The sequence below is a fragment of the Cohnella sp. LGH genome (assembly GCF_017671885.1).
Classification (GTDB): domain Bacteria; phylum Bacillota; class Bacilli; order Paenibacillales; family Paenibacillaceae; genus Cohnella; species Cohnella phaseoli.
Genome location: NZ_CP072117.1, coordinates 5,410,427 through 5,437,119, shown reverse-complemented (window position 1 = coordinate 5,437,119; position 26,693 = coordinate 5,410,427). Strand labels below are relative to the sequence as shown.

At 56.7% G+C, this 26,693-nt stretch carries 16 protein-coding genes; 12 read left to right on the top strand and 4 right to left on the bottom strand.

What is annotated here, in order from left to right; genetic code table 11:
* The first annotated feature begins 5 nt into the window (after positions 1–5).
* Positions 6–2,720: an alpha-L-rhamnosidase gene (locus J4772_RS23205; RefSeq protein ID WP_209071580.1), complete on the top strand. Its 2,715-nt coding sequence runs from the start codon at positions 6–8 to the stop codon at positions 2,718–2,720.
* Positions 2,721–2,791: 71 nt separating this feature from the next.
* On the top strand, positions 2,792–3,667 hold the full coding sequence (locus tag J4772_RS23200) for a fumarylacetoacetate hydrolase family protein (RefSeq protein ID WP_209071579.1): 876 nt from the start codon (positions 2,792–2,794) through the stop codon (positions 3,665–3,667).
* Positions 3,668–3,947: 280 nt separating this feature from the next.
* Here the strand turns inward: J4772_RS23200 and J4772_RS23195 are convergent, their stop codons facing one another.
* Both J4772_RS23195 and J4772_RS23190 read right to left on the bottom strand, forming a co-directional pair.
* Positions 3,948–5,723 carry an ABC transporter ATP-binding protein gene (locus J4772_RS23195; protein ID WP_209071578.1) on the bottom strand — a complete coding sequence of 592 codons (1,776 nt, stop codon included), beginning with the start codon at positions 5,721–5,723 and terminating at the stop codon, positions 3,948–3,950.
* Positions 5,710–7,485: an ABC transporter ATP-binding protein gene (locus J4772_RS23190; RefSeq protein WP_209071577.1), complete on the bottom strand. Its 1,776-nt coding sequence runs from the start codon at positions 7,483–7,485 to the stop codon at positions 5,710–5,712. Before J4772_RS23190 ends, J4772_RS23195 begins: the two co-directional genes overlap by 14 nt.
* A gap of 344 nt (positions 7,486–7,829) precedes the next feature.
* On the opposite strand from J4772_RS23190, the gene J4772_RS23185 reads away from it, so the two are divergent.
* The 5 genes from J4772_RS23185 to J4772_RS23165 all read left to right on the top strand — a co-directional run bounded on the left by J4772_RS23185 (position 7,830) and on the right by J4772_RS23165 (position 16,933).
* Positions 7,830–9,854 carry an S-layer homology domain-containing protein gene (locus tag J4772_RS23185; RefSeq protein ID WP_209071576.1) on the top strand — a complete coding sequence of 675 codons (2,025 nt, stop codon included), beginning with the start codon at positions 7,830–7,832 and terminating at the stop codon, positions 9,852–9,854.
* Between the two features lie 18 nt (positions 9,855–9,872).
* Positions 9,873–11,084 carry a sensor histidine kinase gene (locus tag J4772_RS23180; protein WP_209071575.1) on the top strand — a complete coding sequence of 404 codons (1,212 nt, stop codon included), beginning with the start codon at positions 9,873–9,875 and terminating at the stop codon, positions 11,082–11,084.
* Between the two features lie 5 nt (positions 11,085–11,089).
* The gene (locus J4772_RS23175; RefSeq protein WP_209071574.1) at positions 11,090–11,713 is read left to right on the top strand and encodes a response regulator transcription factor; all 624 of its coding nucleotides are present in this window, start codon (positions 11,090–11,092) and stop codon (positions 11,711–11,713) included.
* Positions 11,714–11,801: 88 nt separating this feature from the next.
* On the top strand, positions 11,802–12,977 hold the full coding sequence (locus J4772_RS23170; protein ID WP_209071573.1) for a response regulator: 1,176 nt from the start codon (positions 11,802–11,804) through the stop codon (positions 12,975–12,977).
* 80 nt (positions 12,978–13,057) lie between these two features.
* Positions 13,058–16,933, top strand: coding sequence for an S-layer homology domain-containing protein (locus J4772_RS23165; protein WP_209071572.1), 3,876 nt, complete (start codon positions 13,058–13,060; stop codon positions 16,931–16,933).
* Between the two features lie 114 nt (positions 16,934–17,047).
* On the opposite strand, the gene J4772_RS23160 is transcribed toward J4772_RS23165, so the two are convergent.
* Together J4772_RS23160 and J4772_RS23155 are read right to left on the bottom strand one after the other, a co-directional pair.
* On the bottom strand, positions 17,048–18,190 hold the full coding sequence (locus tag J4772_RS23160) for a glycosyltransferase WbsX family protein (RefSeq protein WP_209071571.1): 1,143 nt from the start codon (positions 18,188–18,190) through the stop codon (positions 17,048–17,050).
* A gap of 91 nt (positions 18,191–18,281) precedes the next feature.
* Positions 18,282–19,226 (bottom strand): AraC family transcriptional regulator, encoded by a 945-nt coding sequence (locus J4772_RS23155; protein ID WP_209071570.1) that lies wholly within the window; start codon positions 19,224–19,226, stop codon positions 18,282–18,284.
* A 133-nt stretch (positions 19,227–19,359) separates the two neighbouring features.
* On the opposite strand from J4772_RS23155, the gene J4772_RS23150 reads away from it, so the two are divergent.
* The 5 genes from J4772_RS23150 (at position 19,360) to J4772_RS23130 (ending at position 26,646) form a co-directional block, all read left to right on the top strand.
* Entirely contained in the window at positions 19,360–20,553 is a 1,194-nt protein-coding gene (locus J4772_RS23150) for a glycoside hydrolase family 172 protein (RefSeq protein ID WP_209071569.1), read from the top strand.
* A gap of 429 nt (positions 20,554–20,982) precedes the next feature.
* Positions 20,983–22,758, top strand: coding sequence for an extracellular solute-binding protein (locus J4772_RS23145; protein WP_209071568.1), 1,776 nt, complete (start codon positions 20,983–20,985; stop codon positions 22,756–22,758).
* Positions 22,759–22,828: 70 nt separating this feature from the next.
* Entirely contained in the window at positions 22,829–23,752 is a 924-nt protein-coding gene (locus J4772_RS23140; protein ID WP_209071567.1) for an ABC transporter permease, read from the top strand.
* Between the two features lie 11 nt (positions 23,753–23,763).
* A complete protein-coding gene (locus J4772_RS23135; protein WP_116065295.1) occupies positions 23,764–24,657 on the top strand; it encodes a carbohydrate ABC transporter permease in 894 nt (297 codons plus the stop codon).
* A 21-nt stretch (positions 24,658–24,678) separates the two neighbouring features.
* Positions 24,679–26,646 (top strand): glycoside hydrolase family 36 protein, encoded by a 1,968-nt coding sequence (locus J4772_RS23130; RefSeq protein WP_209071566.1) that lies wholly within the window; start codon positions 24,679–24,681, stop codon positions 26,644–26,646.
* The last annotated feature ends 47 nt before the right edge of the window (positions 26,647–26,693 follow it).

The window sequence follows — 26,693 nt, the reverse complement described above, 5'->3', positions numbered from 1 at the left end:
CTCACATGGCATTCCGCCCAGAACGCTTGAGAGTTGAATATTTGGAAAATCCGCTAGGCATGGACGAGTTGCGTCCCCGGTTCGGCTGGGCCCTGGAAGCTTCGGGCAGAGGGACCCGTCAAACGGCCTATCGCATTCTTGTTGCAACCGAGTTGTCGCTTCTCGACGCCGAGGAAGGCCATGCCTGGGATACAGGCAAAGTCGCGTCAGAGCAGTCGGAGCACGTGGAGTATGCGGGCGCGGAGCTGCAATCGAGGCAGCGGTATTATTGGAAAGTGAAAATATGGAATCAAAACGACGAATCTTCCGACTGGTCGTACGGGGGCTGGTCGATGGGGCTGCTGAGCCGGGACGAGTGGAAGGGCAAGTGGATCGGCCTGAAATCCGACATCGTGCCGAACAAAGAGATTCAGAAGCCCTCGGTTTATTTGCGCAAGACTTTCAACGTCTCCAAACCGGTCAAACGCGCGACGATGCATGCCACGGCGCTCGGCTTGTACGTGTGCCACATTAATGGAAGAAAAGTCGGCGAGTATGTCTTCTCTCCGGAATTTACCGATTACAATACCCGGGTCTATTATCAGACTTTCGACGTGACCGGAATACTCCGGCAAGGCGGCAACGGCATAGGGCTGACGCTGGGCCAAGGCTGGTATGCCGGTTACGTCGGGCTGTACGATTTTCAGAAATACGGTACCGATCCTTTTGCCCTGATGCAGCTGAATGTCGAGTACGAAGACGGGAGCTCGTCGTACGTGGCGACGGACGAAAGCTGGAAAGCTTCCTTTGGTCCGATCGTTTCCTCCGACCTGATCATGGGCGAAGTGTACGACGCAAGACTCGAGTTGCCGGGTTGGAACGAATTCGGATACGAGGCGACCGGCTGGCTGGACCCGAGCGTCAATTTCGACTACAAAGGCTATTTGAACGCACAGTGCGGTCCTGACATCAAAGTGACGATGAACGTTAAGCCGCAAAAAATAACGCGGGTCGCGCCTCGCAAATATATCGTCGACATGGGCCAAAACATGGTTGGCCGAGTGATCGCGAAGCTTCCGGCGAACGCTGAATGGGGCGACCGGATAACGATACGCCACGGCGAAGTGCTCACTCGCGAAGGCGAGCTGTATACGGACAATCTTCGCAACACGAAACAGCTAGATGTCTATATCGCGAACGGCTCGGGAGATGAGACGTACGCGCCGACCTTCACCTTTCACGGTTTCCGGTTCGTCGAGTTCGACGGGTATCCCGGGGAGTTGACGGAAGAATGTCTGGTCGGCGAGGTGATACACTCCGCTATGGACGTCACGGGCCAGATCGAGACTTCGGACGAGATGGTGAATCGCCTGTTCAGCAACATTTTTTGGACGCAGCGCGGTAATTTCCTCAGCGTACCTACGGATTGCCCGCAGCGCGACGAGAGAGCGGGCTGGATGGGAGATGCGCAAATCTATTCTTTTACGGCCAGTTTTAATATGGAGGTCGCCTCGTTTTTCAAAAAGTGGATGATCGACGTCGAGGATGCGCAGAAACCGACGGGGGCGTTTACAGACGTCTCGCCGCATTTGCCGTATTCGACGATCTCGGCCTATCCGCTCGTCGGTTCTTCGGGATGGGCGGACGCCGGAGTCGTAATTCCGTGGAACATGTATCGGATCTACGGAGACAAGCGCATACTCGAGCGGCATTACGAGGCCATGAGCCGTTGGATTCGCTATAACCGGATGTTGTACCCGCGTCATATCCGGTGGAACAAACCGCAATACGGGGACTGGCTGTCCATTCCCGCGGCCGATCAGACCGACGAGCAGCACGGCACCACTCGTTACAGCGCGTTCTCGACGACGCCGTTTGAAGTGTTCGGAACCGCTTATTATGCTTATGTCGCCGGCATGATGCGGGATATCGCGGGCGTTCTCGGCAAGTCGGAGGACGAGCGTCAATACGCCGAGCTGCACGAAGAGATCAGAGCGACGTTTAACCGGGAGTTCGTCGGCGAAGATGCGCGCATCAGCGGGAATACGCAGACGGCTTACGCCATGGCGCTGTTTATGGATCTGCTTCCGGAGGAAAAGCGCGAGCAAGCGGCCCGGCATCTGGTCAGCCGCATCGAGATCGAGGATTGGCACATTACGACCGGCATCCATGGCATCCGCTTCTTGCTCCCTGTGCTGTCCGAGTACGGTTATGACGACGTTGCTTATCGTCTGCTGCAACAGGATACTTATCCGTCCTGGATGTACACGATCCATGAAGGCGCCACGACGATCTGGGAACGATGGGACGGATGGACGGAAGAGAAAGGATTCCAGAATACGTTGATGAATTCCTTTAACCACTATGCGTTAGGCTCGGTCGGCGAATGGATGTACCGCTATATGGGAGGCATCCATCCGGCGGAGCCGGGATACAAGAAAATCGTCATCCAGCCGAGAATCAACGAGCGGCTGCGCAAGGCCGACGTCCGCTATCGCTGCATCAAAGGGTTGATCGAGTCCGCGTGGGAAGTGACCGATCGGGGCGAATTGGAAATGCGCGTGACGATCCCGCCCAACGCTTCCGGAGAGGTCGTCATTCCGCTGAAGTTCGGAGCGACGGTTACGGAAAGCGGCGTGCCCGCCGAACAGGCGGATGGCGTTGCTCTCCTGAGACGAGACGAAGAAAATGTGGCCTATCTATGCCAGCCGGGCACTTACCGCTTTACAGTCTCGACCTGACGGGAGACTCGTAGCTTGAGGTTTTGGTTTGGCCAATAGGATCAGAATTGGAATACGGGGGACTTAGGACTATGAAACTGGTAACTTTCGTTAGAAACGGAAGACAGCAGCTTGGCGTGAAGGTGGATGCGGGCGTTGTCGATGTGGCAAGAGTCGGATTGACAAGCGATATTATGGAAGTGATAGAGGGCGGCGCAGCCAAAGTGGCGGAGCTGGAGCAGGCGATCGGGGAGTTGGAGCTGTCGGCTTCCTCCGAATTTGTACTGGACGAATCGTCCTTGGAGTGGGGACCCTGCGTCACGCGCCCGAACAAAATCATTTGCGTCGGACTCAATTACCGCAAGCATGCCGAAGAGACGAACGCGCCGATTCCGGAGTATCCGATTTTGTTCAACAAGTTCAACAACACGCTGACCGGGCATTTGCGTCCGATCGCCGTGCCCGAGGTCACTCGGAAGCTGGACTACGAAGCCGAACTGGCCGTCGTAATCGGCAAGAAAGCGAAAAACGTAGCTAAAGAAAAGGCGCTTGATTACGTATTCGGCTATGCTTGCGTGAACGATTTGTCCGCGCGCGATCTGCAGCTTCGCACGCAGCAGTGGCTGCTCGGCAAAACATGCGACGACTTCAGTCCGCTAGGTCCGTATTTGGTCACGGCGGACGAGGTCGGAAACCCGAACGATTTGGCGATCCGCGCGATCGTGAACGGAGAGGTGCGCCAAAGCTCCAATACGTCGGACATGATCTTCCCTGTCGACGAGATCGTCAGCTACATTTCCCGGCATATGACGCTGGTTCCCGGGGATGTGATTTTGACGGGCACGCCGGAGGGCGTTGTGCTCGGACTGCCACCGGAGCGGCAAGTGTATTTGCAGCCCGGCGACGAAGCGACGATCGAGATCGAGAAGCTGGGCTCGCTGACAAACCGTTTTGTCGCCGAGCTTTAGCTCGCCGCGATTTCGTCCTCTGTCCGTCATCCTGGCATAGGGATTGGGAAGAGGCTGTTCCATAAGTAAAGGCGTACAAGAGGATCGATGGAAAAGAAGAAGCATCTATCTCCTGGAGACTGCCTCATACGTTCCTGAAATGACCCTATCACGGGTTAATCAGTTCAAATTTCAGGATCGTATAGCATCGGAAGGAGATAGATGCGACTTACACCATTCCATCGATCATCGATCGGTACGACTCTTTGTATTTATGGGACAGCTTCTTAGCTATGGCCCTTTATGCCTCCATCTTCTGAGCGCTGTACAGCTTGTAGTATCGGCCGCGCAAGGCGAGCAGCTCGTCGTGAGAGCCGGACTCGGCGACGCCTTTGTCGGAGATGTACATAATGCGGTCGCAGTTTTTGACGGTAGAGAGACGGTGCGCGATAATGAACGACGTTCGGCCCTTGAGCAGCTCGTTCAGCCCTTGCTGCAGCAAACGTTCCGTTCGGGCGTCGATGGATGAAGTCGCCTCGTCCAAAATCAGAATGCGCGGATTGGCCAGCAGCGTTCTAGCGAACGAGATCAACTGGCGCTGCCCCTGGGACAGCTTCGAGCCGCGCTCGTTGACCTCCGTCATGTAGCCTCTCTCGAACTCGCGAATAAAATCGTCGGCGCGCACCGTTTTGGCGGCGGCGATCACTTCCTCCTCGGTAGCGTCGAGCTTGCCGTAACGGATATTGTCCATAATCGAACCGGAGAAAATAAAGCTGTCCTGCAGCATGATGCCCATCTGGCTGCGCAGCGATTGCAGAGTCGCCTCCGCGATATCTTGACCGTCGACAAGAATCCGGCCTCCCGTTACATTATAGAAGCGGGAGATCAGGTTGACGACCGTCGTCTTGCCCGCGCCCGTCGGGCCGACGAGGGCGACGCTCTCGCCGGGCTTAATATCGAAGCTCAGATGCTCCAAAATATTGTGTCCCGGTTCATAGGCGAAGGTCACGTCGTCAAATGTAACTCGACCTTGCAGCGTCGGCAGCTCGAGCGCATCAGGAACGTCGGTTACGGTTACCGGCTCGTCAAGCGTCTCGAAAATACGTTCCAAATAGGCGATGGCGTTGATAAAGCTGTTATACAGGTTGGAAAGGTTGAGAATCGGCTGCCAGAAGCGCGCCGCATAGCCGCTCATGGCGAGAATGACGCCGAAGGTAATCTCGGCCGGCCCCATCCACAGCAGTCCCACGAAGAAAAGCGCCGTCGTAACGATCGTCGTCAGGTTGTCCACCGTGAACGGAACGAGAAAGTTCAAATACATCGCCTTCATCCACGTTTGGCGGGCATTCGCGGCCAGTCGGGTGAACAGCCCTTCGTTGCGTTCTTCGCGGGTGAAGATTTGCGTGACGCGAATGCCGCTGATGCTCTCCTGCATATAAGCGTTCAGGTTGGAGCTTTTGTTGGATACCGCCTGCCAGGCCCGGCGCTGTTTGGTCTTGATCAGCAGCATAATGCCGAGGAAGATCGGCAGCCCGCCGAGAATGATCAGCGACAGCCGCGCGTCCACCGCGAACATGAAGGCGGCGATGAACAACAGGTTCATAATTTCGAGTATAAAGTTGATAATCCCGTTGGACAGCACATCCGACACGGCATTGACGTAGTTGACGACGCGGATGAGAATTTTGCCCTGCGGCCGGTCGTCGTAATACTGGAAAGGAAGCTTCTGCAAGTGCTTAAACAGATCGTGGCGAATCTCGAAAATAATGTCTTGGCCGACGCGCGTCATAATGCGCGAACGAATGGTGGCCAGGATGACGCTGAAGACGATGGTGGCGAAAATAAGCGCCGACCAACCAACCAGGCCCGTCTTGTCCTTAGCGGGAATCGTGACGTCGACGACGTGCTGCATAATAAGCGGCGCGGAGAGCCCGATGCCGGCCGATAGCGCACTCAGGACGAAAGCGATGATCATCGGCTTCTTCTGCCGTTTGATATAGACGAGCGCACGTCGGAAATGCCGTATATTAAACGGCGATTCCAGCTCTTCGTCGATGTCGAATTTATTTCTGGCCATTCGCTGTCGCCTGCCTTCCGATGCCTTCGTTCTGCAGCATGAATACCTCGTAATAATAGCCCCGCTTGGCCAGCAGCTCGGCATGGGTGCCTTCTTCGATCACACGGCCGTTATCCAGAATGAGAATACGGTCGGCCTGCGCCGTGGTGGATACCCGCTGCGCGATGATGATTTTCGTACAGGAATAATCCAGTTCTCGCAAGCTTTGCTGAATGTGTTCCTCCGTCTCCAAATCCACCGCCGAAGTCGTATCGTCAAGAATCAGAATTGGCGGCTGCACGGCCATCGCCCGCGCCAGGGCGATACGCTGCTTCTGTCCGCCCGATAGGCCGACGCCGCGTTCCCCGACGATCGTATTGTAGCCTTCCGGCATTTTGCGAATGAAGTTGTGAGCGGCCGCCAATTCGGCAAACTTCACGACTTCATCCTCCGGCATCTCCGGATTGCCGAAGGCGATATTGCCGTCGATCGTGTCGGAGAACAGCAGGACGTCCTGCGTCGCTACTCCGATATTGCCGCGCAGCTCATCCAGCTCCAGCTCGCGTACATCGGTACCGTCGACAAGCACGCGCCCTTTCGCAACGTCGTAGAAGCGGGGGATCAGATTGATCAACGTCGTTTTGCCCGAACCGGTCGCACCCATAATGGCGATCGTCTCGCCGGGCTCGACAGAGAAGCTGATATTTTCCAAAACCATCGCATTGTCGTACTTGAAGCTCACCTGATCGAATTGAATTCGCCCCGTGTAACGTCGCTTCGCGTCTCCTTTATGCTCGTTGACGATTTTCGGCTGAGCATAGTACACCTCGACGATTTTGCTTAAGCTTGCGAAGAAGCGCTGAATATCGTTAATGATGATACCGATGTTGCGCATTGGGTTGGACAAGCCCCAGATCAGCGCGGAGAAGGCGGAGAACTCCCCGAAGGTGATGCGCCCGTCCATGACGAACAATCCGCCGGCGATCATCAGAATGACGGTGAAGCCTTGGGCCAACGTCTCCAGATACGGAAAGTAATCGAGCCACACCATGGCCGCGGCTTTGTTCGCTTTGGCGAAGTTGATGTTTTTTTCGTTGAATTTCTCGACCTCGTACTCTTCTCTGGCGAACGCTTTAACGACGCGATTGCCTGCAATGTTCTCCTGAGTCATCGTATTCAGCTGCGACAAACGCTCCCTGAGATCGGTGTACATGGGGCGAACGCGTTTGGCAAACAGAAAGGTCACGATAAAAATCGGAGGGGACAGCAGCAGCATCCACCAGGTCAGCGCCGCGTCAATGTAGAAGAAATAGGCGACTGCAGCGATAAATACCGTCAACGACTCGATGATCGTCTTGAATATCCAGGACATCGTATGCCGGACCATATCCAGGTCGCCCGTCATTTTGGTCATGAGGTCGCCTGTGCGATTGTGGTCGTAATAGTGCATGTCCTGGCCTTGAATTTTGTTGTACAGAAAAATGCGGATGCGGTAGAGCATGTTCTGCGAAGCGCGCTCGTACATCAGAGTCGTGAAGTAAGCCAGTCCCGTACGGAGAAGGGAAAAGCCGATCATGCCCAGGCACAGCCCGATGAGCAGCGCCCGCTCGTCGGTCAGCTTCTGAGCCGCGTCCGCGCCCGTAATGAACGTATCGACGATGAGCTGGCCGATGTACGGGTTCACGATCGTGAGCGAGGAGCCGACGACCGAGAACAATAAAGCGAGTACGTACCGTACCCGATCTCCTTTCAAATTTTGCCATAGCCACTTTAGCTGAAACATTCCATCACCGGCTTTTATTTGTTGTAGGTGTCGGAGCGCCGAGGACGGGCTCCCGATTTGCGCAAACTATGGAGATTATATCACGCTTGGCAATAAAGCTATCGGAGACAAATCGGGAGAAAAGCGGATAAGAGCGCCAAAATGAACGAAGACGCGACTCGGGGACGATGCATTCTTAGTTTTTCGCGAATCGCTTCGTATTTGCTTCCGTTTACGCCGACCCGTCGCATTATGAATCGCAACGGCGAAGGCGGTGCTCTCCGATTTCCGTCATTCTTCTGTCATTGGCGAGCGTTATGCTTGAAGTTACGCATTCAGTCAAAAGCAGAGGGAGAAGAGAACAATTGAACTTAAGTAAAAGGTTCGTTTTCGGAAGGATGCTAAGTTTGTCGATCGTTCTGTTATTCATTGCGGCTGCGGTCAGCGGGTGTATCAATACGAAGGGGGAACTCCAATTCGAAATTGACGGCCATACGCTTCAAGCCGATGAACGGCTTTATTTGCGTTTGCAAGACGGCTCGACACCGCTTACTTCGGACAATCAGGCCGGACAAGCTTCATTTTCCATTATGAATCCCGACTATAAAAGGATGATCGGGGGGTTTGTTCACGACTCGGCGACAGGGATCAGTTGGGTTCCCCGGTTTGAATACGAGGATGTGTACAACAGCTCGAAGGTCTACCTCTCGGAGATCGCCGAGAGCAAGCCCCGGGCCAAGCCGATCGCGGCCATTCAGGCGGGCCGACCGGTCGCGGATCCGAATAGAACGGGATTTGTGAGCGTAACTTATGCGGTTTACGGGAATAACAGGGAACCGGTGGACGACCGAACCGAAATTTACATCGAAGCCTCGGAGCAAGTGACGTTTTACGACAACGAGCCCCGGCATAATAGCCAAACGCAAAGCCGGGCGATGTCCAGCTTCACGGATAAGGGTCTCGTCACGTTCACGATGATGTCGAGCTTGATCGATAGCAACGATCCGGATCTTTCCGCGATTCCGATCGCCCTGTACTCGGGACCGACGCCGGTTCCGATCGTAACGGGCGGTCATGCGGAATTAAGCGCATTATCGTTGTCGACAGGGGCTCTCTTCCCGGAATTTGACCCGTCGATCACGTCCTACGTAGCCGATGTAGCCTATGGAGTGTCCAGCTTATCGGTCACGGCGAGCGTATATGACGTTCATGCCTTGTTGACGGTGAACGGAACCGAAGTCTCCAGCGGACAAGCCAGCGAAGCAATTGGGCTGAACGTGGGGAGCAACCCGATCCGAATCGACGTGACGCCGTTAACCGGCGAAGTTCAAACCTACACGGTGACGGTTAGGCGCGGCGCTGCCGGATCTTCTTCCAACGGCGGAGGCTCAGGCGCGGCGTCGCATGACGATGGACCTTTGAGTTCCACGAACGGCCGCTTGACGCTTCCCGTCGGGAGAGCGGGACTGCTGAGTCTCGGCGAGGCGGTTCGCGTATCGGTTCCGGCCGGCGCCGCGGAGCGGGAGCTGATTCTCGTCATCGAAGAAGTGCTGGACACCGGCAAGCTTCTATTCGATAAGGAACGTTTGCTCAGTTCGATCTTCGAAATCACGAAAAACGTTCCCGAGAACTTCAAGAGGCCGGTCACATTGAAGCTGGCTTACGATTCGGCCCGCTTGGCGGAAGGTCAGAAGCCCGTCGTATTCTATTACGACGAAGCGTCGGCGCAGTGGGTGGAAATCGGCGGCGCGGCGGCCGACGGCCTGCTCTCGGTCCAGGTGGACCATTTTACGAAATTCGCGGTGTTTGCCGTAGGTTCGGAGCAGAAGCCTGCGGAGCCTAAGTTTAGCGATATAGGCGGACACTGGGCGGAGGACGCCATCCTGGAGGCGGCCGGGAAAGGTCTCGTATCGGGGTATGCGAACGGATCGTTCCGGCCGAACGCCCCCGTGAGCCGGGCGGAATTCGCGGTCATGCTGATGAACGCGCTCGGAATGCCGGCGGACGAAGCTGCGGAATCCGGATTTACGGATGTTGCCGGGATTGGAGAATGGGCAAGGAAGGGGGTTGCTCAGGCGTCGCAAGCCGGGATCGTATCCGGTTACGCGGACGGCTCGTTCCGCCCGAACACGAACGTTTCGCGCGCCGAGATCGCCGTTATGCTGGCCCGAGCGTCACGGCTATCGCTGCCTGAGGGATCGCCGACGTCTTTCGCGGATGATCGCGATATTCCGGCGTGGGCGAAAGCCGCGGCGGAGGAGTTGAACCGGCTGGAGCTCATGAAGGGCAGAGGCGGCAGCTTCTTCCGTCCGAAAGAATCGGCCACGCGAGCGGAGGCGGCGACGGTCATGCTGCGTTTTGTTTCCTATCGTATCTTTGCAAACCCCTGATATAATAGGAAGATGAACGTGCTCAAAGATTTCTTGACGCAAATGGCGATTATCGCAACGATTGTATCAATTTCCCAAATTTTCAATGCGGGGAGGAGGTCGGACAGGCCGCGCGCGAACGTCATCCTGTCCGCGGCGATGGGATTGGCGATCCTGCTGTGCATGTCCTTCCCCGCCTATATGGCACAGGGCATACGGCTGGATATCCGGATCGTTCCCCTGCTGCTTGGAACTTTATACGGCGGGACGGGCGCGGGCTTGGCCCTGTCGGCGCTTATCGTTCTTTATCGATTGATCATGGGGATGGACGCAGGCTTTTACACGACTCTGTTAACGCTTGCCTTCAGCATGCCTGCGATCTTGTATGCCCGCAAACGATTTTTCGCCGCTGCGGGAAGAATGAGAATCGACATCGCGGCGGCGATGGCTGTGTTCTACTGCGTCGTCGGCCTTATCGTCGTCACGGTCGTCAGAGGCTTCAGTATGCACACGCTGCAGATGCATGGAATCCATGCCGCTATTATCGTCGGATCCGTCCTGGTGTTCACGGCGCTAAGCGAAACGATCAATGATATGCTTCGGAGAAATCAGCAGCTGCAGGCCGAGACCAAGGATGCGGAAATCGCCTTTTTGCGTTCCCAGATCAAGCCGCATTTTCTTTATAACACGTTGAATTCGATCGCGACGCTATGTCTCAAGGATCCCCGCAAAGCCGAGGAGTTGACGCTGGAGTTTTCGCAATATTTAAGAAAAAGCTTTGCATTTGATCGACTCGATTCCCTGACCTCCGTTGCCCGTGAGCTGGAGCTCGTCAGGGCTTATCTAAATGTGGAGAAAGCGCGCTTCGGGGCCCGATTGGTCGTGGAATACGACGTAGATACCGTCCGCCCCCATACTCCGATCCCGCCGTTGATCTTGCAGCCGTTAGTGGAAAATGCCGTGAGGCACGGGCTGATGTCCACGCTGCGCGGCGGAAAGGTGAAAATCTCCGTCGTTCAACATCCGGACGACGAGCTTACGATAGCCGTGGAGGATGACGGATGCGGAATGAGCGCGGAGCAGTTGGAAGCCGTGCGCAAGCGGAAGACGAAGGGCGTGGGGCTGCGGAATATCAGCGAGCGTCTCGAACTGCTGTACGGCAGAAGCTTGCGGGTTGAGAGCGCCGAAGGCGCCGGAACGAAGGTCGTTTTTCGCATTCCCGCGGGAACGTCCGGATCGACGGGAGGGTGAAGCGGATGCGGCTGAGAACGATGATCGTGGACGATGAGGAACTGGCCGTAGAGCGGTTAAAGATAATGCTGTCCGAATTTGACGAGATCGAAATCGTTCATATGACCCAGAATCCGTGGGAGGCGTATCAATATGCGAAGGAGCGCCGGCTCGAGCTGGCTTTTCTGGACATCTCGATGCCCGAACTCGACGGCCTGCGGCTGGCAAGCCTGCTGGGCGAGATCGATCCCGATATCCGCATCGTGTTTGCGACCGGCTACGAAGAATATGCGGTCCGGGCGTTCGAATTAAGCGCGCTCGATTATGTGATGAAGCCGGTAACCGCCGAGAGAATGTCGCTCGTCCTGGACAAGCTCCGCCGAAGAGACAGGAAAGCGGACGACGGGAGTTTCCGTCCCGGGCCATCCCCCAGCAACGTGAGAACGCTGAGCGAAGGAATGCTGACTGAGCAGGAAATGAGAGTCATGCTCCTCGTTTTCGAAGGATTGTCGAACAAAGAAATCGCCGCACGGCTGAATATCGCCGCCGAAACCGTCAAATGGCATATGAAAAACGTGTATCGGAAGCTGGACGTGAGCAATCGGGTCCAACTGCTCCGGCGAGCCGAACAACTTCACATTACTTTCTGAGAATCCCCCCCTGAACGGGGGATTTTTTCTTTGTCCGTTTCCTTATAAAATGAATATTCGCGAAACAACGACCGCAGGAGATGAGAACATGAGTCAGCGGGAAGGAGGCGGCCCGGTAAGAGCAATCGTCGTCGACGAAGGGGCTATGCATCTGATTATGTCCGGAATGCTCGGCAAGCTGCCGGATGTCGAAGTCGTCGGATGCTTCTCGGACGCGGCTGCCTCCGTCCGATTCGCCGAAGAGGAGGACGTTCATTTAGCGTTCATCGAAATCCGCATGCCCGGGGAAAGCGGATTGCGCCTGGCCGAGCGCTTGATTGCGCTGCGACCGGGCCTTTCGATCGTTTTTGTCACCTCGCATAAAGATTACGCTGTGCAAGCGTTCGAGCTTCAGGCGCTCGATTATATCGTCAAACCCGTATCTTTGGAGCGAATCGAGCGTTCGGTAAAGCGCGCGCAAGCGTTCCGTCGGTTATCCGAGTCATCTCGTTTACCCGAATCGATGCCGCCGGGGAAGAGGGAGTTTGGCTCCATTCGGATTTATGCGTTGGGCGGGCTTGAGCTGTTTAGCGGCGGAGAAAGGGTGAAATGGAATTCCAGGAAAAGCGCCGAGTTGTTCGGCTATCTGTTGCTGCATCGCGGCAGGATGGTATCGCGCGCGAGGCTGATCTCCGATGTATTCGGCGATTTACCGCCCAAAAACGCGGAAATCTATCTAAACACATCCGTCTACCAATTGAGAAAAGCGCTGGATTCGCACGGTTTGAAAACCCTGATTCAATCGGACGCCGACGGTTACGGAGTACATCTTGACGGCGCCTGGATCGATTTCATCGAGTTCGAGGGCCGATTGAGGCGGAATGACGGCATCACCCCCTTCGAGCCGGAGACGGCTCTGGAGATCGAGAAGCTGTACGCCGGGGATTTGTTCGGCGAGAAAGGATACGCCTGGGCATTGGGAGAGGCGGAGCGTCTTTCCGCCGTGTATGCCGAATTCGTCAAAAAGCTGGCGCGCAAGCTGATGGAGCGCCGGCACACGGACGTTTCCCTTCGGCTTCTGAGCAAGCTGTCCGCTCGCAATGAACTGGACGAAGAGAACGTCGAATTGCTGCTTCGCGCCTATGCAATCAAGAAAGATCAAGCCTCTTTGGCGAAGCGCTATGAAGCCTATGCCAAAATATTGCGGCAGGAACTGAATATCGAGCCTTCCGAGGAGTTGCGGGAGTTGTACGCTCATCTGCAATCGATGATCGGCGCCGGGTAGCCGAGTTGTCATTGTTATATCATTGGCGTGCACTACACTTAATCACGGATCAAACATCATACAAGGATTGGAGGCAGAACATGTTTGAAAGAGGGAAGAAACGAGTCGGCGCGCTGTTAGCGGCCCTACTGGTATCAGGCGGAATTTTGGGAGCGATCGGAGGGCCGGTCGCGGGAACGGCCGAAGCGGCGCCCGCCGTGCTGGATTGGGGCGAAGTCGGAGACCCGGCCATCACGGAGAAGGGCTCACAAACGTCCATCGCCATCTATGACGGCGCTCCCTATGTGATGTATCTGAACGAAGACGGCCAGGCGAAGCTGATGAAGCACGGGGGCAGCGGTTGGGAGACCGTCGGCAATCCGGTGGAGGCGGACAGTTGGTTGGATCAGCCGCTTATGAAGCTCGATGGGTCCGGTGTGCCCTACGTCGCTTATATGGACGGGGACAACGACGGCAAAGCAACGATGAAGAAATTCAACGGCAGCGGCTGGGAGACGATAGGCCGAGCCGGATTTACCGCGGGAGGGGCGTATTCCATGTCCGTAACCGTCGCTGTCTACGGCACGCCTTACCTGGCATATCGGGATCAGGCCAATGGGTGGAAAGCGACGGTGATGAAGCACGACGGCAGCGATTGGGTTACGGTAGGCCCCGCCGGCTTCTCCGGGCAACAGATCAACGACATTTCCGTTGCGGCGGACTCTTCCGGCCATCCTTACGTCGTTTATCGGACTATGCTCGGCATGAATGTGATGAAGTATGACGGCAACCAGTGGGTGCCGCTTAGCTCTCCGGGAACGTCGTTCGGAGGCGTCTTGGCGATCGACAACGATATTCCGTATTTGATCTATAAGGACAATGACGAAAACTCTCGAGCAACGGTAAAAAGGTATGACGGCAACGATTGGGTGGCGGTCGGCGACGCCGGATTTTCGCCCGGTCAGGTCGACGACCTCTCGTTGTCCTTCGATCGCGGTACGCCTTATGCGGCATTTAAGGACTGGGATAATGGCGGAAAGGCGACCGTAATGAAATACGACGGCGCCGAGTGGGTAACGGTCGGACGAGCGGGGTTATCCGCGGAGCCGGTATCGACTCTCTCGTTGGCCGTATCCGACGGCATCCCGTATCTTTCCTATCGGGAAGAGGACAGCGAAAGAATAAAGGTGATGAGTCTCTTCCGGCCTTCGCCGGCGTTGACGGAGGATACGATCGATAACGATGGCGGACACGACATCGAGATTACGTTCCCGGACGATGCGGCTTGGCGTTTGGCGGTTACCGCGGTGAAGGTTGACGGCGTCGCGCTTGCCGAAGGGACCGAATACAACATAACTGAAGGGAAAATCACGATATCGAAAGGCGTGTTGACTCCGGGCATTGCTTCGATCTCGGTAACAGCGGAGGATTACGTCCAGGCAAAGACGTATCAGATTGTGAACGATACGAGCCATGAATGGCATTCCGTCGGCGGCATCGTCTCCTTCGGAGAAGCCGATGCTGGGGCCCCTGTGTCTTTCAGCGTCAACGGCGGCATTCCTTATGCGGCGTATACGGATGAAGCCGAAGGCCGGAAAGCGACCGTGGCGAAATATCAGGACGGAACATGGCACCCCGTGGGCGGACCCGGATTCTCGGACGACGAGGCTTACAATGTCGTGGTGCACGTGGAAGATGAAATTGTCTACGCGGCATACTTCGAACGAGTAACCGATTATATTTCGGCCGTCAGAGTGATGAAGTACGAGAACGGAAGCTGGGAGCCGATCGGCACTTCCCCGTACGAAGACTATTATGCCGGCGGAGCATTGTCCGTGACGGTAGATAACGGAATTCCTTACGTTGCGTATCCGCAGACGGATGGCCAAATTGTCGTTCGAAAATATTTTGGCGGCGGTTGGGCGCCTGCTGTGGAAGACGGAGACGGCCCCCGGTATGTGAATATCGGAAGCTTGGAGATAGAAGACGGCATCATTTATTTGGGACTGCGTGACTACGAGTTCGCTTTGGTAGCGAAGCATGAAGGCGGCGAATGGAGCTCCTTGGGCGGAATAAATCCATTCGAAGGCTATTCGTCCGAGATCGCGTTCGCGATAGACGGCGGTATTCCTTACGCGGCATTCTTGGACCGGCGTTTGGGCGGCGCGGCGACGGTCGTGCAATACGAGGCTTCGGTGGACAAATGGCTCCTTGTAGGAGATGCGAACCTCTCGATGGGACAAGCGGCAATCGTGGGACTATCCGTAGACGACGGAACCCCCTATGCGGCTTTCTACGATGAAGGAGGACCCGCCATCCGGCGAGCTCTAAGTACACTTCGGGACTTGACGGCGTTACATCTGTCGTCCGGCGCGCTGGATCAGGCGTTCGACCCGGCCGCGACCGATTATACCGCAACCGTGGCGAGCGGGGTCCCCAGCATCACGGTAACCCCAATCGCGCAAGCCGGTCGCAAAGCGAGTGTGACGGTTAACGGCGAACCGGTCCCAAGCGGGCAGACAAGCCGTCCGATCGATCTCGTCGCCGGCAACAATACGATCACGTTGGAAGTCGTGGCGCAGAACGGCGCCGAGAAGACCTATACGATCGAGGTAACGAGGCAAAGCGGAGGCGGTTCCTCCGGCGGAGGCGGGTTTCCCGGCAACGGCGGCAACGTAGGGGGAGGCGGAAGCGTGTCGCCCGCCCAGCCGGATCAAACCGATGCGAATCTCGCAGTAACGATTGACGGCAATGCGGCGGAAGCAATCGTGACCACGAAGATCGCCGATCAAGACGGACAAACGGTGGCAACGGTGACCTTGAACTCGGCCAAGCTGATTAAACGATTGAAGGAGGCGGTAGATCGTCCGGTTGTCGCCATCCCTGTTTCCCTAAGTGCGGATAAAGTGAGCGTGATCCTTACGGGGGATGCCGTCAAAGCACTGGCGGAGAAAGGCGCCGTTCTGGATATTCGTACGCCGAACGGCAGCTACAGGCTTCCGGCGGCCGAAGTGCCGATCGAACGGCTGCTGTCGCAGTTCGGGGCGGGAACGCTGCCGGAGAACGTCACCGTTCAGGCAGACATTGTCCGAAGCGATGGCGCAAACGTCGAACGACTCCGGAAGGCGGCGCAAGACGGCGGATTCAGCCTCGTCGCTTCACCGATCGACTTCGAGATCACCGCCTCATCCGGCGGTCGTACGATTCGGGTGACGAGCTTCAATTCTTTCGTGGCGCGCGAAATCCCGATTCCTCAGGGAACCAAAGCGGGAACCGTCACGACCGCCGTAGTCCTGCACGAAGACGGAACGATCCGATCGGTACCGACGAAGCTGGAAGTTCGCAACGGAGCCGCGTATGCGGTTATCCACAGCTTGACGAACAGCACGTACTCTCTCGTATCGAATCCGGTTGCGTTTGAGGACGTCGAACGGCACTGGGCGAAGGGCGCCGTCAACGGCATGGGCTCGCGAATGATCGTGGGCGGAGTCGGCGACAATCAATTCGGCCCAAACCGCGACATCACTCGCGCCGAGTTTGCGGCTATGATCGTGCGCGCCCTGGGACTCCGACCGAGCGCCGACGCGAACGTCTTTAAGGACGTGAAGGAATCCGACTGGTATGGCGGCACAGTACAAACGGCTCATGCCTACCGGTTGATTAGCGGCTTTGAAGACGGAACGTTCCGTCCGAACGACAAGATCACCCGGGAGCAGGCGATGACGATGATCGCCAATGCGATGAAGCTTACGGGATTGAGCGAGAGGGCTCAAGCTCCTTCGGCGGCGGAACGGATTCGCTCTTACGGGGATGCAGGCGAGATTTCCGCCTGGGCGATCGGCGGCGTTGCGCAAACAATCGAAGCCGGTATCGTAACAGGGACGAACGATGGCTTGCTTGCACCCAAGGAATTGATTCGGAGAGCGGAAGTCGCGGTGATGATCGAGCGGCTTCTGCAAAAATCGGGATTGATTTAGCGGGATACAACGGACGGTTCTTCGAGAGCGCGACGCTCTTGGAAAGCCGTCCGTTTTCGCGTTAGTGGAAATAGGTTTGTGCGATTTTCACACGATCTGGGTCGCCGCCAACATTTATTCGCCGCCGAGCTCGTCCCGGATCGCTTCCAGATAGCCGAAGCCATGAACCGTATCCGGCTCGATGTAGCTGCCCTCCGTCCATTCGTTCCACGAATTGATCGTTACGATCGGCGGATTCGTGCCGCTCTCCGCCAGGAATCGTTTCACCGCGGCGAGAGACTTGCGGAATTCGTCCGGCGTGTTGCCCACGAAAATCGGAGTGAACGGATAGCCGATATTCGCGTGCACGTCGGATTGAACGGTGCGAGGGCTCGAATCCCAGCCCATCGAGACGTTCGGGAAATATGGGAGGCCGTAATCGCCGAACTGTTCGCGGTATTTGCTCCAATCCTGCTCGGCTTTCAGCGCGTAAGCCGGGTAGTCGACAGTCGGATACGTCTCCATCGGCACGTTGTGAATCCACACGTACGAGGTAACGCTATCGAAGCCGAGCTCCTTCACGCGCTCTCCCGGATTTTCCAGCGTGCGTTCTCCCGGCAGGTTTTGAATGCCCCAAACAACGGCGTTCAGGTGCAGCTCTCCAAGGCCCGCCGCGCGTACTTTGGCGCGGAACCCGTCCAGCGCCGCTTTTGTTCCCTCCAAGCCGCCCAAACTTTGCATCAGGCTCATCAGCTCATACACGGAGAAGTACAGACCGCCGTCGACCCGCCAATAGGACGGATGGCGGAAGTATTTTTCGATCATATAATCGCAGGCTCTCTCGAACGCTTGCAGAGAGACTTGACCGCTGTGCAGCAGCGTATGGTCCATTCCCCTTTTGTATGGAAAAATGTTGATCCAGTCGTGATTAGCCCACATCAGCGAAAATTTCAACCGATCGTTGTTGCCCGCCTGCAGATAACCTTCTTCCAGCGCCCGATTCAGGAAGGCACCGTCCTCGTACCAGTACCAATCGTAGATGAAGGCGTCGACGCCGTGATCGGCTGCCGCCGCGATTTGCCGCTCCGCCGTCTCCGGCTTCGCTTCGTCCAAGTAACCCCATAAGGGTACCTTCGGCTGCTGATGCCCGGGAAAGCGCGGCGTCGCTCTGCGCACGAGCTCCCACTCCGTCCAGCCCTGACCGTGGGCGGCCTCGTTGCGAGGATCGACGTGATAGTTAGGAAAATAATAGACGGCCACTTCCGGTTTACGATTCATTCGGATAATCACCTTTCATCAAGAGGTTACTCCGAGTGTATCGCATGGATGGGGCCGCGTATTTGGACGAAACGCCGATGCTGTTGGACGATTAGCGGAATTTAGGGCGCAGCGATTGGACGTATTGAACAGGGGACATCCCTTCAGATCTCTTAAACAATCGGCTGAAATAATGTAGATCGGCATAGCCGACCTCCTCGGCGACCTGGCCGACAGACAGCGCCGAATGCAGAAGAAGCTCCTTCGCGCGTTCCAGTCTCAGCGCCACGAGCATCTCCATCGGCGATTTGCCCGTCGCTTCCTTGAACAGCGCGCGGAAGTGGCTCGGGGACAGATGGACGGATGCCGCGATATCCGCGAGCTGAATCGGCATCCGGTAGTTGAGCTTCATCCACTGCATAGCCTGCTGGATGCGCTCGCTTTGAGGATGCTGTCTGCTGATGCCCGAGGGAGTGGCCAGTTGACGGACGATAACGGCCAGCAGACTCAGCATGTCCGCCCGAAGCTGCAGCTCTTTGCCGTAAGAGCCGCTCTCGTAGACGCGGAACATCGACCGCAGCAGCGATTCGCAGGCAAGCGGCTCCTGCGCCGACAGCACATACGGAAGCTCGGCCTCGGCAAGGCGAACGACCGGACGCTCCGTCAATTCCGGCTCGTCGGGAATATACGGGGCATGCAAATAATCGTGGCTCGTGTATACGTCGTCGACGGAGAAATCGAACGTTTCGCCCATATAGACGAGATCGAAATGAACGGCGTAATAACGGAACGTCTCTCCGGCAGGCACCGAACAGCAATGCCTCACCATCGGCGGCATAAATAGCAGATCGCCCGCGCCGATCGGGTAATCGGCGCCCTCGATGACATAATCGCAGCGGCCGGCAACGACGTATATAAGCTCATAATCATAGATGATTCTCGGGGGGAGCCTGTAGCTGTCGTCCCCCTCGATGTGCTGCACAAGCCGGACGTAGGGCGCCAGCTCTTGGAAGCCTACTTGCCTTGTCTCGTCTATTTGCGGTTGGTTGGAACTCATCTAAGCGCCCCCTCAATGCCGGCGGCTGTATGGTTGGTTATTGAGATATTCTAACATATTGCCCCCGACAAGTTCGAAGTTTTGGCCAAATCCATGCTTGCCCGAATCCTGTACAATGGAGGCGCTGTAGAGTATGGGAAAACAACCGAGGAGGAAAGGCGACATGTACGACGACTGCAATCCGCTATTCGTAATGCCCAAGCTAACGTTGAGCACCAAATGGGCGAGTCCGGAAAATCCGTCTGCGGCCGCAGGAGCGGGAGGAAAAAGCAACGGAGGACGCAAAGGGGCGCCGAACGTTCCTTTGAAAGCGGGGGCGAGTATCCTACTTGCCGAGGAAGCGGCAGGCAGCGGGACGATCCGCCGCATCTGGATGACGATGGAGAATCGCTCTCCGGCTATGCTGCGCGGGCTGCGGCTCGACTGCTGCTGGGACGGTGCCGAGAAGCCGGCGGTAAGCGTTCCGCTTGGCGATTTCTTCGGCATCGGTCTCGGGCGGACCGCCGCTTTCGAATGCGCGCTATTTTCAAGTCCGGAGGGACACAGCTTCCACTGCACCGTTCCGATGCCCTTTAAGGCGGGGATGAAAATAACGTTGACGAACGAGAGCGGTTTTGATTTGGACAGTCTCTTCTACGACATTAACTATACGGTGGGAGACGGGCATGGCGACGACACGATGTATTTTCACGCGTATTTCAACAGGGAAAATCCGACGTGCTTGCAGCACGACTACGCCTTCCTGCCCCGGGTGTGCGGGAGAGGACGTTTTCTTGGCTTGAACGCCGGGGTCATCGTCGATCGCGAGCGCTATTTCCATTCCTGGTGGGGCGAGGGCGAATGTAAAATATATCTCGACGGCGACGAGCGATTTCCCAGCCTGTGCGGCACGGGCACCGAGGACTACATCGGAACGGGATGGGGCCAAGGGCAATACGCGCAATGGAGCCAGGGCTGCCCGATTGCCGATACGGAGAGAATACATTATTGCTTCTACCGTTACCATCTCGCCGATCCGGTTTATTTTCATCGGGACATTCGCGTCTCCATGCAGCAAATCGGAGGCTGGTCGCCGGAGGTGAAGCCGCATCTGCACAATGCGGGCCGGACGGTGTACAAAGCCGGACAAGGCTTGCAGGCCATCGATTTTTCCGAGCGCGGGGGAGCGCCGAACTGGGGATTGTTCGAGCGGCAGGACGATTGGTCCAGCTGCGCGTACTTCTATCTGGATCGCCCCGACAACGAGCTTCCCGGATTGCTTGACGCCGAGGCCCGGATGGCGGGACTGCCGGACATGCCAGATGCGGTGACGAGGATGGACGGATAAATAAGGGGGCTAAAGCCCGCGCTGGATTTCATGGTGCGGGCTATTATCTTTGTGTTCATTTGTGCGATAAATCGTATAAACACCGCGATTTTGTCGGTCGATGCGTCTATTTTATGTGGTTTATCGTACAAAATGCGGCGTTTGGAAAGGTTGGTTAATAGAGTTGTACGATTTATCGTACAACTTGACTTCGAATAAACGAAGAGGGATGGGTTTCCTGTACGGAATTTCATCTAAAGCTGGCGTGTGACGACGAACAGCCTATTTATTGGACCGATTAGATCACCATTCGGCCTTGAAGGTAAAAAAACTATAAGCGGGTAAAAAGGTTATGCGTTTGCAGAACGCTTCCGATGAATCATAATAAATTTCCATAGAGCGCTTACATTTAGCGCGGGTGCTCTAATAACGTGGCAACGGGGGAGAAGCATGGGAAATAGACAATGGAAGAGACCTGCGGGCCTGCTTGCAACGACGCTTGCGCTGGCGACGGCGCTGGCGGCCTGCAGCGGATCGAACGAGGAACCGGCGGGCACGTCAAGCCAATCCAATGAAAGCGCTGGCACAGAAACGGCGAGCCCTTCGGGGGCAACGGCGCCGGAGAAAGGCGAGCCGCTTGGCAAGTTCGATCCGCCGATCGAAGTGACGACGGTCAAATCGCTGGACGACGGTTCGATGAAATTTCCGGCCGGCGAGTCGATCGACAATAATTTATGGACGCAGGGGCTGGAGCAGGAGCTGGGCGTCAAGCTGAAGGTGGAATGGCTCGTTCCGGACAATCAGTACGAGCAGAAGCTGAACGTGACGATCGCTTCGGACGATCTTCCCGATATTACGCTCGTCAACGCGGTGCAGCTTAAACAGCTCGTCGACAACGACATGGTCGAGGACTTGACTGCCGCATATGAGGAGTACAAGTCCGAGCTCACGGACAAGCTCATGACGTCGGACGGCGGCATCGGCCTGAAGCAGGCTACGTTCGACGGCAAGCTGCTGGCGATTCCGGCGATGAACGGCGCGCTCGATTCTGCTCCGGTGCTGTGGGTTCGCAAGGATTGGCTCGACAATGTCGGAATGCAGCCTCCGAAAACGATGGACGATTTGTACGCGATCGCCCAGGCGTTCACGGAGAGCGATCCCGACCGCAACGGACAGAAGGACACGTACGGACTGGGGCTGCAGAAGGAGTTGTTCGGGGGCCAATACGTGTTGAATGGATTTTTCAACGGCTACCATGCCGTGACCGGGATGCCGGGCAATTTGCTGTGGAACAAGGACGGCGACGGCAAGCTCATTCTCGGCTACGTGCAGCCCGAAGCGAAAACGGCGCTCGGCAAGCTGGCTGACATGTACAAAGCCGGATACATCGAGAAGGATTTCGCCGTCAAGGACGGCGGCAAGGTGAGCGAATCGGTCGTCTCGGAGAAAATCGGGATGTTCTACGGCCAGCATTGGAACGCATTCCTGCCGCTGCCGGACGCGGTCAAGAAAAATCCGCAAGCCGATTGGAGGCCGTACGCCATTCCTTCCGTCGATGGAACCGTTACGGCGGAGAACGTGCTGGGCGTCAGCAACTTCTATGTCGTGCGGAAAGGGATGAAAACTCCCGAGGCCGCCGTCAAAATTTTGAACTACTTCCTGAACAAGCAAAACCCGATGAGCGAAAACTACGACGCCCGGTACCACAACGGGCCGAACTATCCGGAGGAATCTCACAGCGAGTACAAATACTCGCCGATCTCCGTCTTCCACCCGCAGCAGAACATTCTGATCCACCGCGGAATCGTCGAATTCGGCCGAACGAGAGACCCTCAAAGCTTGAGCGCCTGGAACCAGGGCAACGAGAACGATCTCAAGCAGTTTACGGAAAACTTCGACGGCGAAGGCGGGGAAGGCAAAGCGGGGGGCGTCAAAACCGAGAACTGGCCGGGCTGGATCTGGGTCGGGCCGTTCGGGGCCTACAGCGTCGTCAACGAATACGTCGAGAAGGGGCAAATCGTCGAACCGGTATTTTACGGCGCGCCGACGCCGACGATGACCGCCAAGCAATCGACGCTGGAGAAGCTGGTGCTGGAAAATTACACGAAATTTATCATGGGCGTAACGCCGATCGAGCAGTTCGACAGCTTCGTGCAAAACTGGAACTCCCTCGGAGGCGCGGAAATTACGACGGAAGTCAACGAATGGGCTGCCAGCCAAAAGTAACGACAGTATAGGCGGAGGGAGGAGGAGACACCTTTCCTCCCCCGCGACTTGGAATTAAAGGATGATAACGATGACAGAAGCTTCTTCGACTTCAATCAGACGGAAAAGGCAAATCCGGGAAGGCCCGCTGCATCTGATGATGCTGCCGGCGATCGTGCTGCTGATTCTGTTCAGCTACTTGCCGATGGTCGGGATCGTGCTGGCCTTCGAACGCTTTAATCCGAGCAAGGGCTTCTTCGGTTCTCCCTTCGTCGGATGGGACAATTTCAAATACGTCATGAACATGCCCGGCATTGGGCAGGTCATGTGGAACACGGTTTACATTTCGCTTATGAAGATCGTCGCCGGGCTTATCGCCCCGATCGCGTTCGCGCTGTTGCTCAACGAAATCGTCGGAAACAAGATCAAGCGCACGATCCAGACGCTCATCTATCTCCCGCACTTCTTGTCCTGGGTCATTCTCGGGGGCATTATGATCGATATCCTGTCCCCTTCCGGCGGCTTGCTGAACAGCCTGCTTGGGACGTTCGGGATCGAGCCGATTTTTTTCCTCGGCAATGAGCGCATGTTCCCGTACGTGCTCGTCCTGTCCGACGTTTGGAAGGAGTTCGGCTTCGGCACAATCATTTACCTGGCGGCGATAACGTCGATCAATCCTTCCTTGTACGAAGCCGCCCTCTGCGACGGCGCTAGCCGGTTCAAGCAGACGCTGCACATTACGCTGCCCGGGATGGCTCCGATCATCGTGCTTATGATGACGCTCAGTCTCGGCAACGTGCTGAACGCCGGCTTCGATCAGGTATTTAATTTATATAGTCCGGTCGTCTATCGGACGGGGGACATTCTCGATACGCTCGTGTACAGACTTGGCCTTCTCGATGCGCAATACGGCGTAGCCACCGCGGTAGGACTGTTCAAGTCGGTCGTCTCGACCTGCTTCATCGTCGTTTCCTACCTGTGCGCTTACCGGTTTGCAAATTACAGAATTTTCTGACGAAAGGGGCCATGATCGTGCATCGAAGCAAAGCCGAATCCGTCTTTAACGTATTCAACCACCTGTTTTTGATTGCGGCCGCCCTCGTCTGCGTGGCGCCGATCGTCAACGTGCTGTCAGTGTCGCTCAGCGAGAGCGCCTACGCGGCGTCCGGCGCAGTGAAGCTGTGGCCCGTCCATTTTACATTCCGTTCGTACCTGTACGCCTTTGAAGACAAGCTGCTGCTGTCTTCCTACTGGGTGTCCCTGCAGAGAGTCGCGCTCGGTGCGCTGATCAACATGTTTCTGACGATTCTGGTCGCTTATCCGCTGTCCAAGGAAATCCGGGAATTCCGGTACCGGACATGGTACGCGTGGTTTCTATTCTTCACGATGCTATTCAGCGGAGGACTGATTCCGTGGTACTTGACGATTCGCGAGCTGGAGCTGATGGACTCGATCTGGGCGCTGGTGCTGCCCGGAGCCGTTCCGGTGTTCAACTGCATTCTGCTGCTGAATTTCTTCCGTCAGCTGCCGAAGGAACTGCAGGAATCCGCCTTCGTGGACGGCGCCGGACATTGGACGATTCTATGGCGGATACTCGTTCCGCTGTCAAAGCCCGCGCTGGCGACGATCGTGCTGTTCACCTGCGTCGGTCACTGGAACTCCTGGTTCGACGGCTTGATTCTAATGAAGAGGCCGGAGCATTATCCACTGCAAACCTACTTGCAGACGAAGGTCGTCAGCTTCGACGCCAGCGCGCTCGCCCATGCGAGCAAGGAGGAGTTGGCGAACTTGATGGCGGTGTCCGACAGGACGCTTAAGGCTGCGCAGATTTTTCTGGCGGCGCTTCCGATCATGTGCTTGTATCCGTTCCTTCAAAAATATTTCGTCAAGGGAATCGTCCTTGGCAGCGTAAAAGAGTGAGCGCGCGATAGGGGGGCGACAATGAAAGTTAACGTAAACATGTACGACGATGGAAGCTTCGATATCGCGGCCGGACGGATCCGGCTGACCGACTGCTTTCCGGGCGTAGACGGACGGCCTCTGCGTCCCGTCCATGTCGAAGTGACGCGAGGCAGCGGGTATTGCCAGGCGAGCTACACGCTGGGCAGTCAAGAGGGGTTGTCATCTACAAAGGGCAGACGGATCGTGATTCGAATCGCGGATGCAACGGACGGCGCGGGGATGGCGATCTCGTCCGAGCTGCACGGCTTCCCGGCCGCTCCGCATTGGTTCTATCCATTGTTCCAAGCGAGGGTGGAATCGTTCCGATCCGTCTATCGCCAAGGCTTCGGCATGGGCGCGGCTACCGGCCTGGTCGCCGCGGACCGCTTGGCGGTGCAGCCGTCGGGCAGGACGGAAAGCTACGGATTGGCCGTTCTGGGAAGCGAAGACCAATACTTGAGCTGTTATGCGGATAAGCACGATACGTACGTGCACGGATATCGGCTTCAGACTTTCGGCGGCGAAGAGGGAGAAACGGTGCTGTCGGCGGGCTTTCGGATGGAGCAGGTTCCGCTGGCGGAAGGAGCGGGAGTTCGGCTACCGGACATTGTTCTGAGGGGATTTACGGATCTGGAGCCGGCGCTGTCTGCAGCGGCCAGCTCGATCGGCGCGGCCATGGGCGCCAGGACGCATCGGAAGCCGGCGTACCATTGGTGCTCGTGGTATTACTGGTACCATCGTTTCTCGCATCGTCTGCTGCGCGAATATTTGCCCGCCTTTTCGTCGCTCGGTCCCTCCGTTCCGCTGCAAGCCGTTCAGATCGACGCCGGTTATTTTCCTTCCGCGGGCGATTGGTTGGAATCGAACGAGCTGTGGCCCGACGGGCTGGGCCCGGCCTTCGCCGATATCGCGGACAGCGGGTACGCTCCCGGAATCTGGATCGCTCCGTTTATGGTCGGCAACCGCAGCCGCCTGTACCGGGAACACCCGGATTGGGTGCTGCGCGACTCGGCCGGATTGCCCGTGATCGAATGGCGCTGCTATAACGAGCCGAAGGCTTGGGGGTATGCCGACGAAGAATACTATGTGCTCGATACGAGCCATCCGGAGGCGATGAATTATATACGCGGTGTATTTCGCGCCTTCCGCGGGCAAGGGGCGCTGCTGTTCAAGACCGACTTCATGTTGTGGGGCATCCAGGACAGCGCGAAGGTCAGGCGGCATACGCCCGGGCTGACTTCCGTGCAGTATTTCCGCGGACTGTTGGAAGCAATTCGCGAAGAAATCGGCGAAGAAAGCTATTGGATCGGATGCATCGCCCCGTTCCTGCCCTTCGTCGGCTACGCCGATGCGATGCGGATCGGCGACGATGTCGGAGCGGAATGGAACGGCAAGCCGTTCGGGCCGGAGAACATGATCCGGCAAGTGTCCGGCTGCAGCTACATGAACGGTCTGCTGTGGCAGAACGATCCCGACGCCGTGCTGTTGCGCGATTTCCATATCCATATGAATGGCTCGGAGCTGGAATCGCTCGCGCTGCTTCAGGCTGTGTCCGGCGGCGCGATCTATACTTCCGATCCGTTGCACGAGCTTCCGTCCGACAGGCTCGAGCTGTTTCGAATGCTCGCGCCGGGCGGCCGGTCTGTCCGCCCCCGTCAGCCGCTGCTTCACGAGGGCCGTAGGGAGATTGTGTTTACGCATGTGTGGCCGGAAGAGGGGAAGGCGCTGATATTTGTCTTCAATCCTTCCTCCGAGCCGATGACGGAGCAGTACGATCTGGAACGGCTGACCGGAGAGAAGGCATGGTATGTCCGGCCCTGGAAGCAGGAGCATGAACCTGACCGGAGCGCAGGAAGCGGGCCGATCGAAAAGCTGCTCGTCAAGCTTTCGGCTCGCGGCAGCCGTTTATATCTGGCCGCGCTGCGAAGCCCGCCGGACGGAGAGGCTGCCAATCTCTGGATGTGGTAATGCGGCACGGAAGCCGGCAAGAGCGAGGCGAATTACGGTTGTCGAAC

Bases quoted from the DNA above. Each gene is read 5' to 3' on its own strand.
- J4772_RS23195 (WP_209071578.1), bottom strand. From the start codon at position 5,723: ATGGCCAGAAATAAATTCGACATCGACGAAGAGCTGGAATCGCCGTTT.
- J4772_RS23160 (WP_209071571.1), bottom strand. From the start codon at position 18,190: ATGAATCGTAAACCGGAAGTGGCCGTCTATTATTTTCCTAACTATCAC.
- J4772_RS23205 (WP_209071580.1), top strand. From the start codon at position 6: ATGGCATTCCGCCCAGAACGCTTGAGAGTTGAATATTTGGAAAATCCG.
- J4772_RS23130 (WP_209071566.1), top strand. From the start codon at position 24,679: ATGAAAGTTAACGTAAACATGTACGACGATGGAAGCTTCGATATCGCG.
- J4772_RS23145 (WP_209071568.1), top strand. From the start codon at position 20,983: ATGGGAAATAGACAATGGAAGAGACCTGCGGGCCTGCTTGCAACGACG.
- J4772_RS23175 (WP_209071574.1), top strand. From the start codon at position 11,090: ATGCGGCTGAGAACGATGATCGTGGACGATGAGGAACTGGCCGTAGAG.
- J4772_RS23190 (WP_209071577.1), bottom strand. From the start codon at position 7,485: ATGTTTCAGCTAAAGTGGCTATGGCAAAATTTGAAAGGAGATCGGGTA.
- J4772_RS23150 (WP_209071569.1), top strand. From the start codon at position 19,360: ATGGGAAAACAACCGAGGAGGAAAGGCGACATGTACGACGACTGCAAT.
- J4772_RS23170 (WP_209071573.1), top strand. From the start codon at position 11,802: ATGAGTCAGCGGGAAGGAGGCGGCCCGGTAAGAGCAATCGTCGTCGAC.
- J4772_RS23140 (WP_209071567.1), top strand. From the start codon at position 22,829: ATGACAGAAGCTTCTTCGACTTCAATCAGACGGAAAAGGCAAATCCGG.
- J4772_RS23165 (WP_209071572.1), top strand. From the start codon at position 13,058: ATGTTTGAAAGAGGGAAGAAACGAGTCGGCGCGCTGTTAGCGGCCCTA.
- J4772_RS23155 (WP_209071570.1), bottom strand. From the start codon at position 19,226: ATGAGTTCCAACCAACCGCAAATAGACGAGACAAGGCAAGTAGGCTTC.
- J4772_RS23135 (WP_116065295.1), top strand. From the start codon at position 23,764: ATGATCGTGCATCGAAGCAAAGCCGAATCCGTCTTTAACGTATTCAAC.
- J4772_RS23200 (WP_209071579.1), top strand. From the start codon at position 2,792: ATGAAACTGGTAACTTTCGTTAGAAACGGAAGACAGCAGCTTGGCGTG.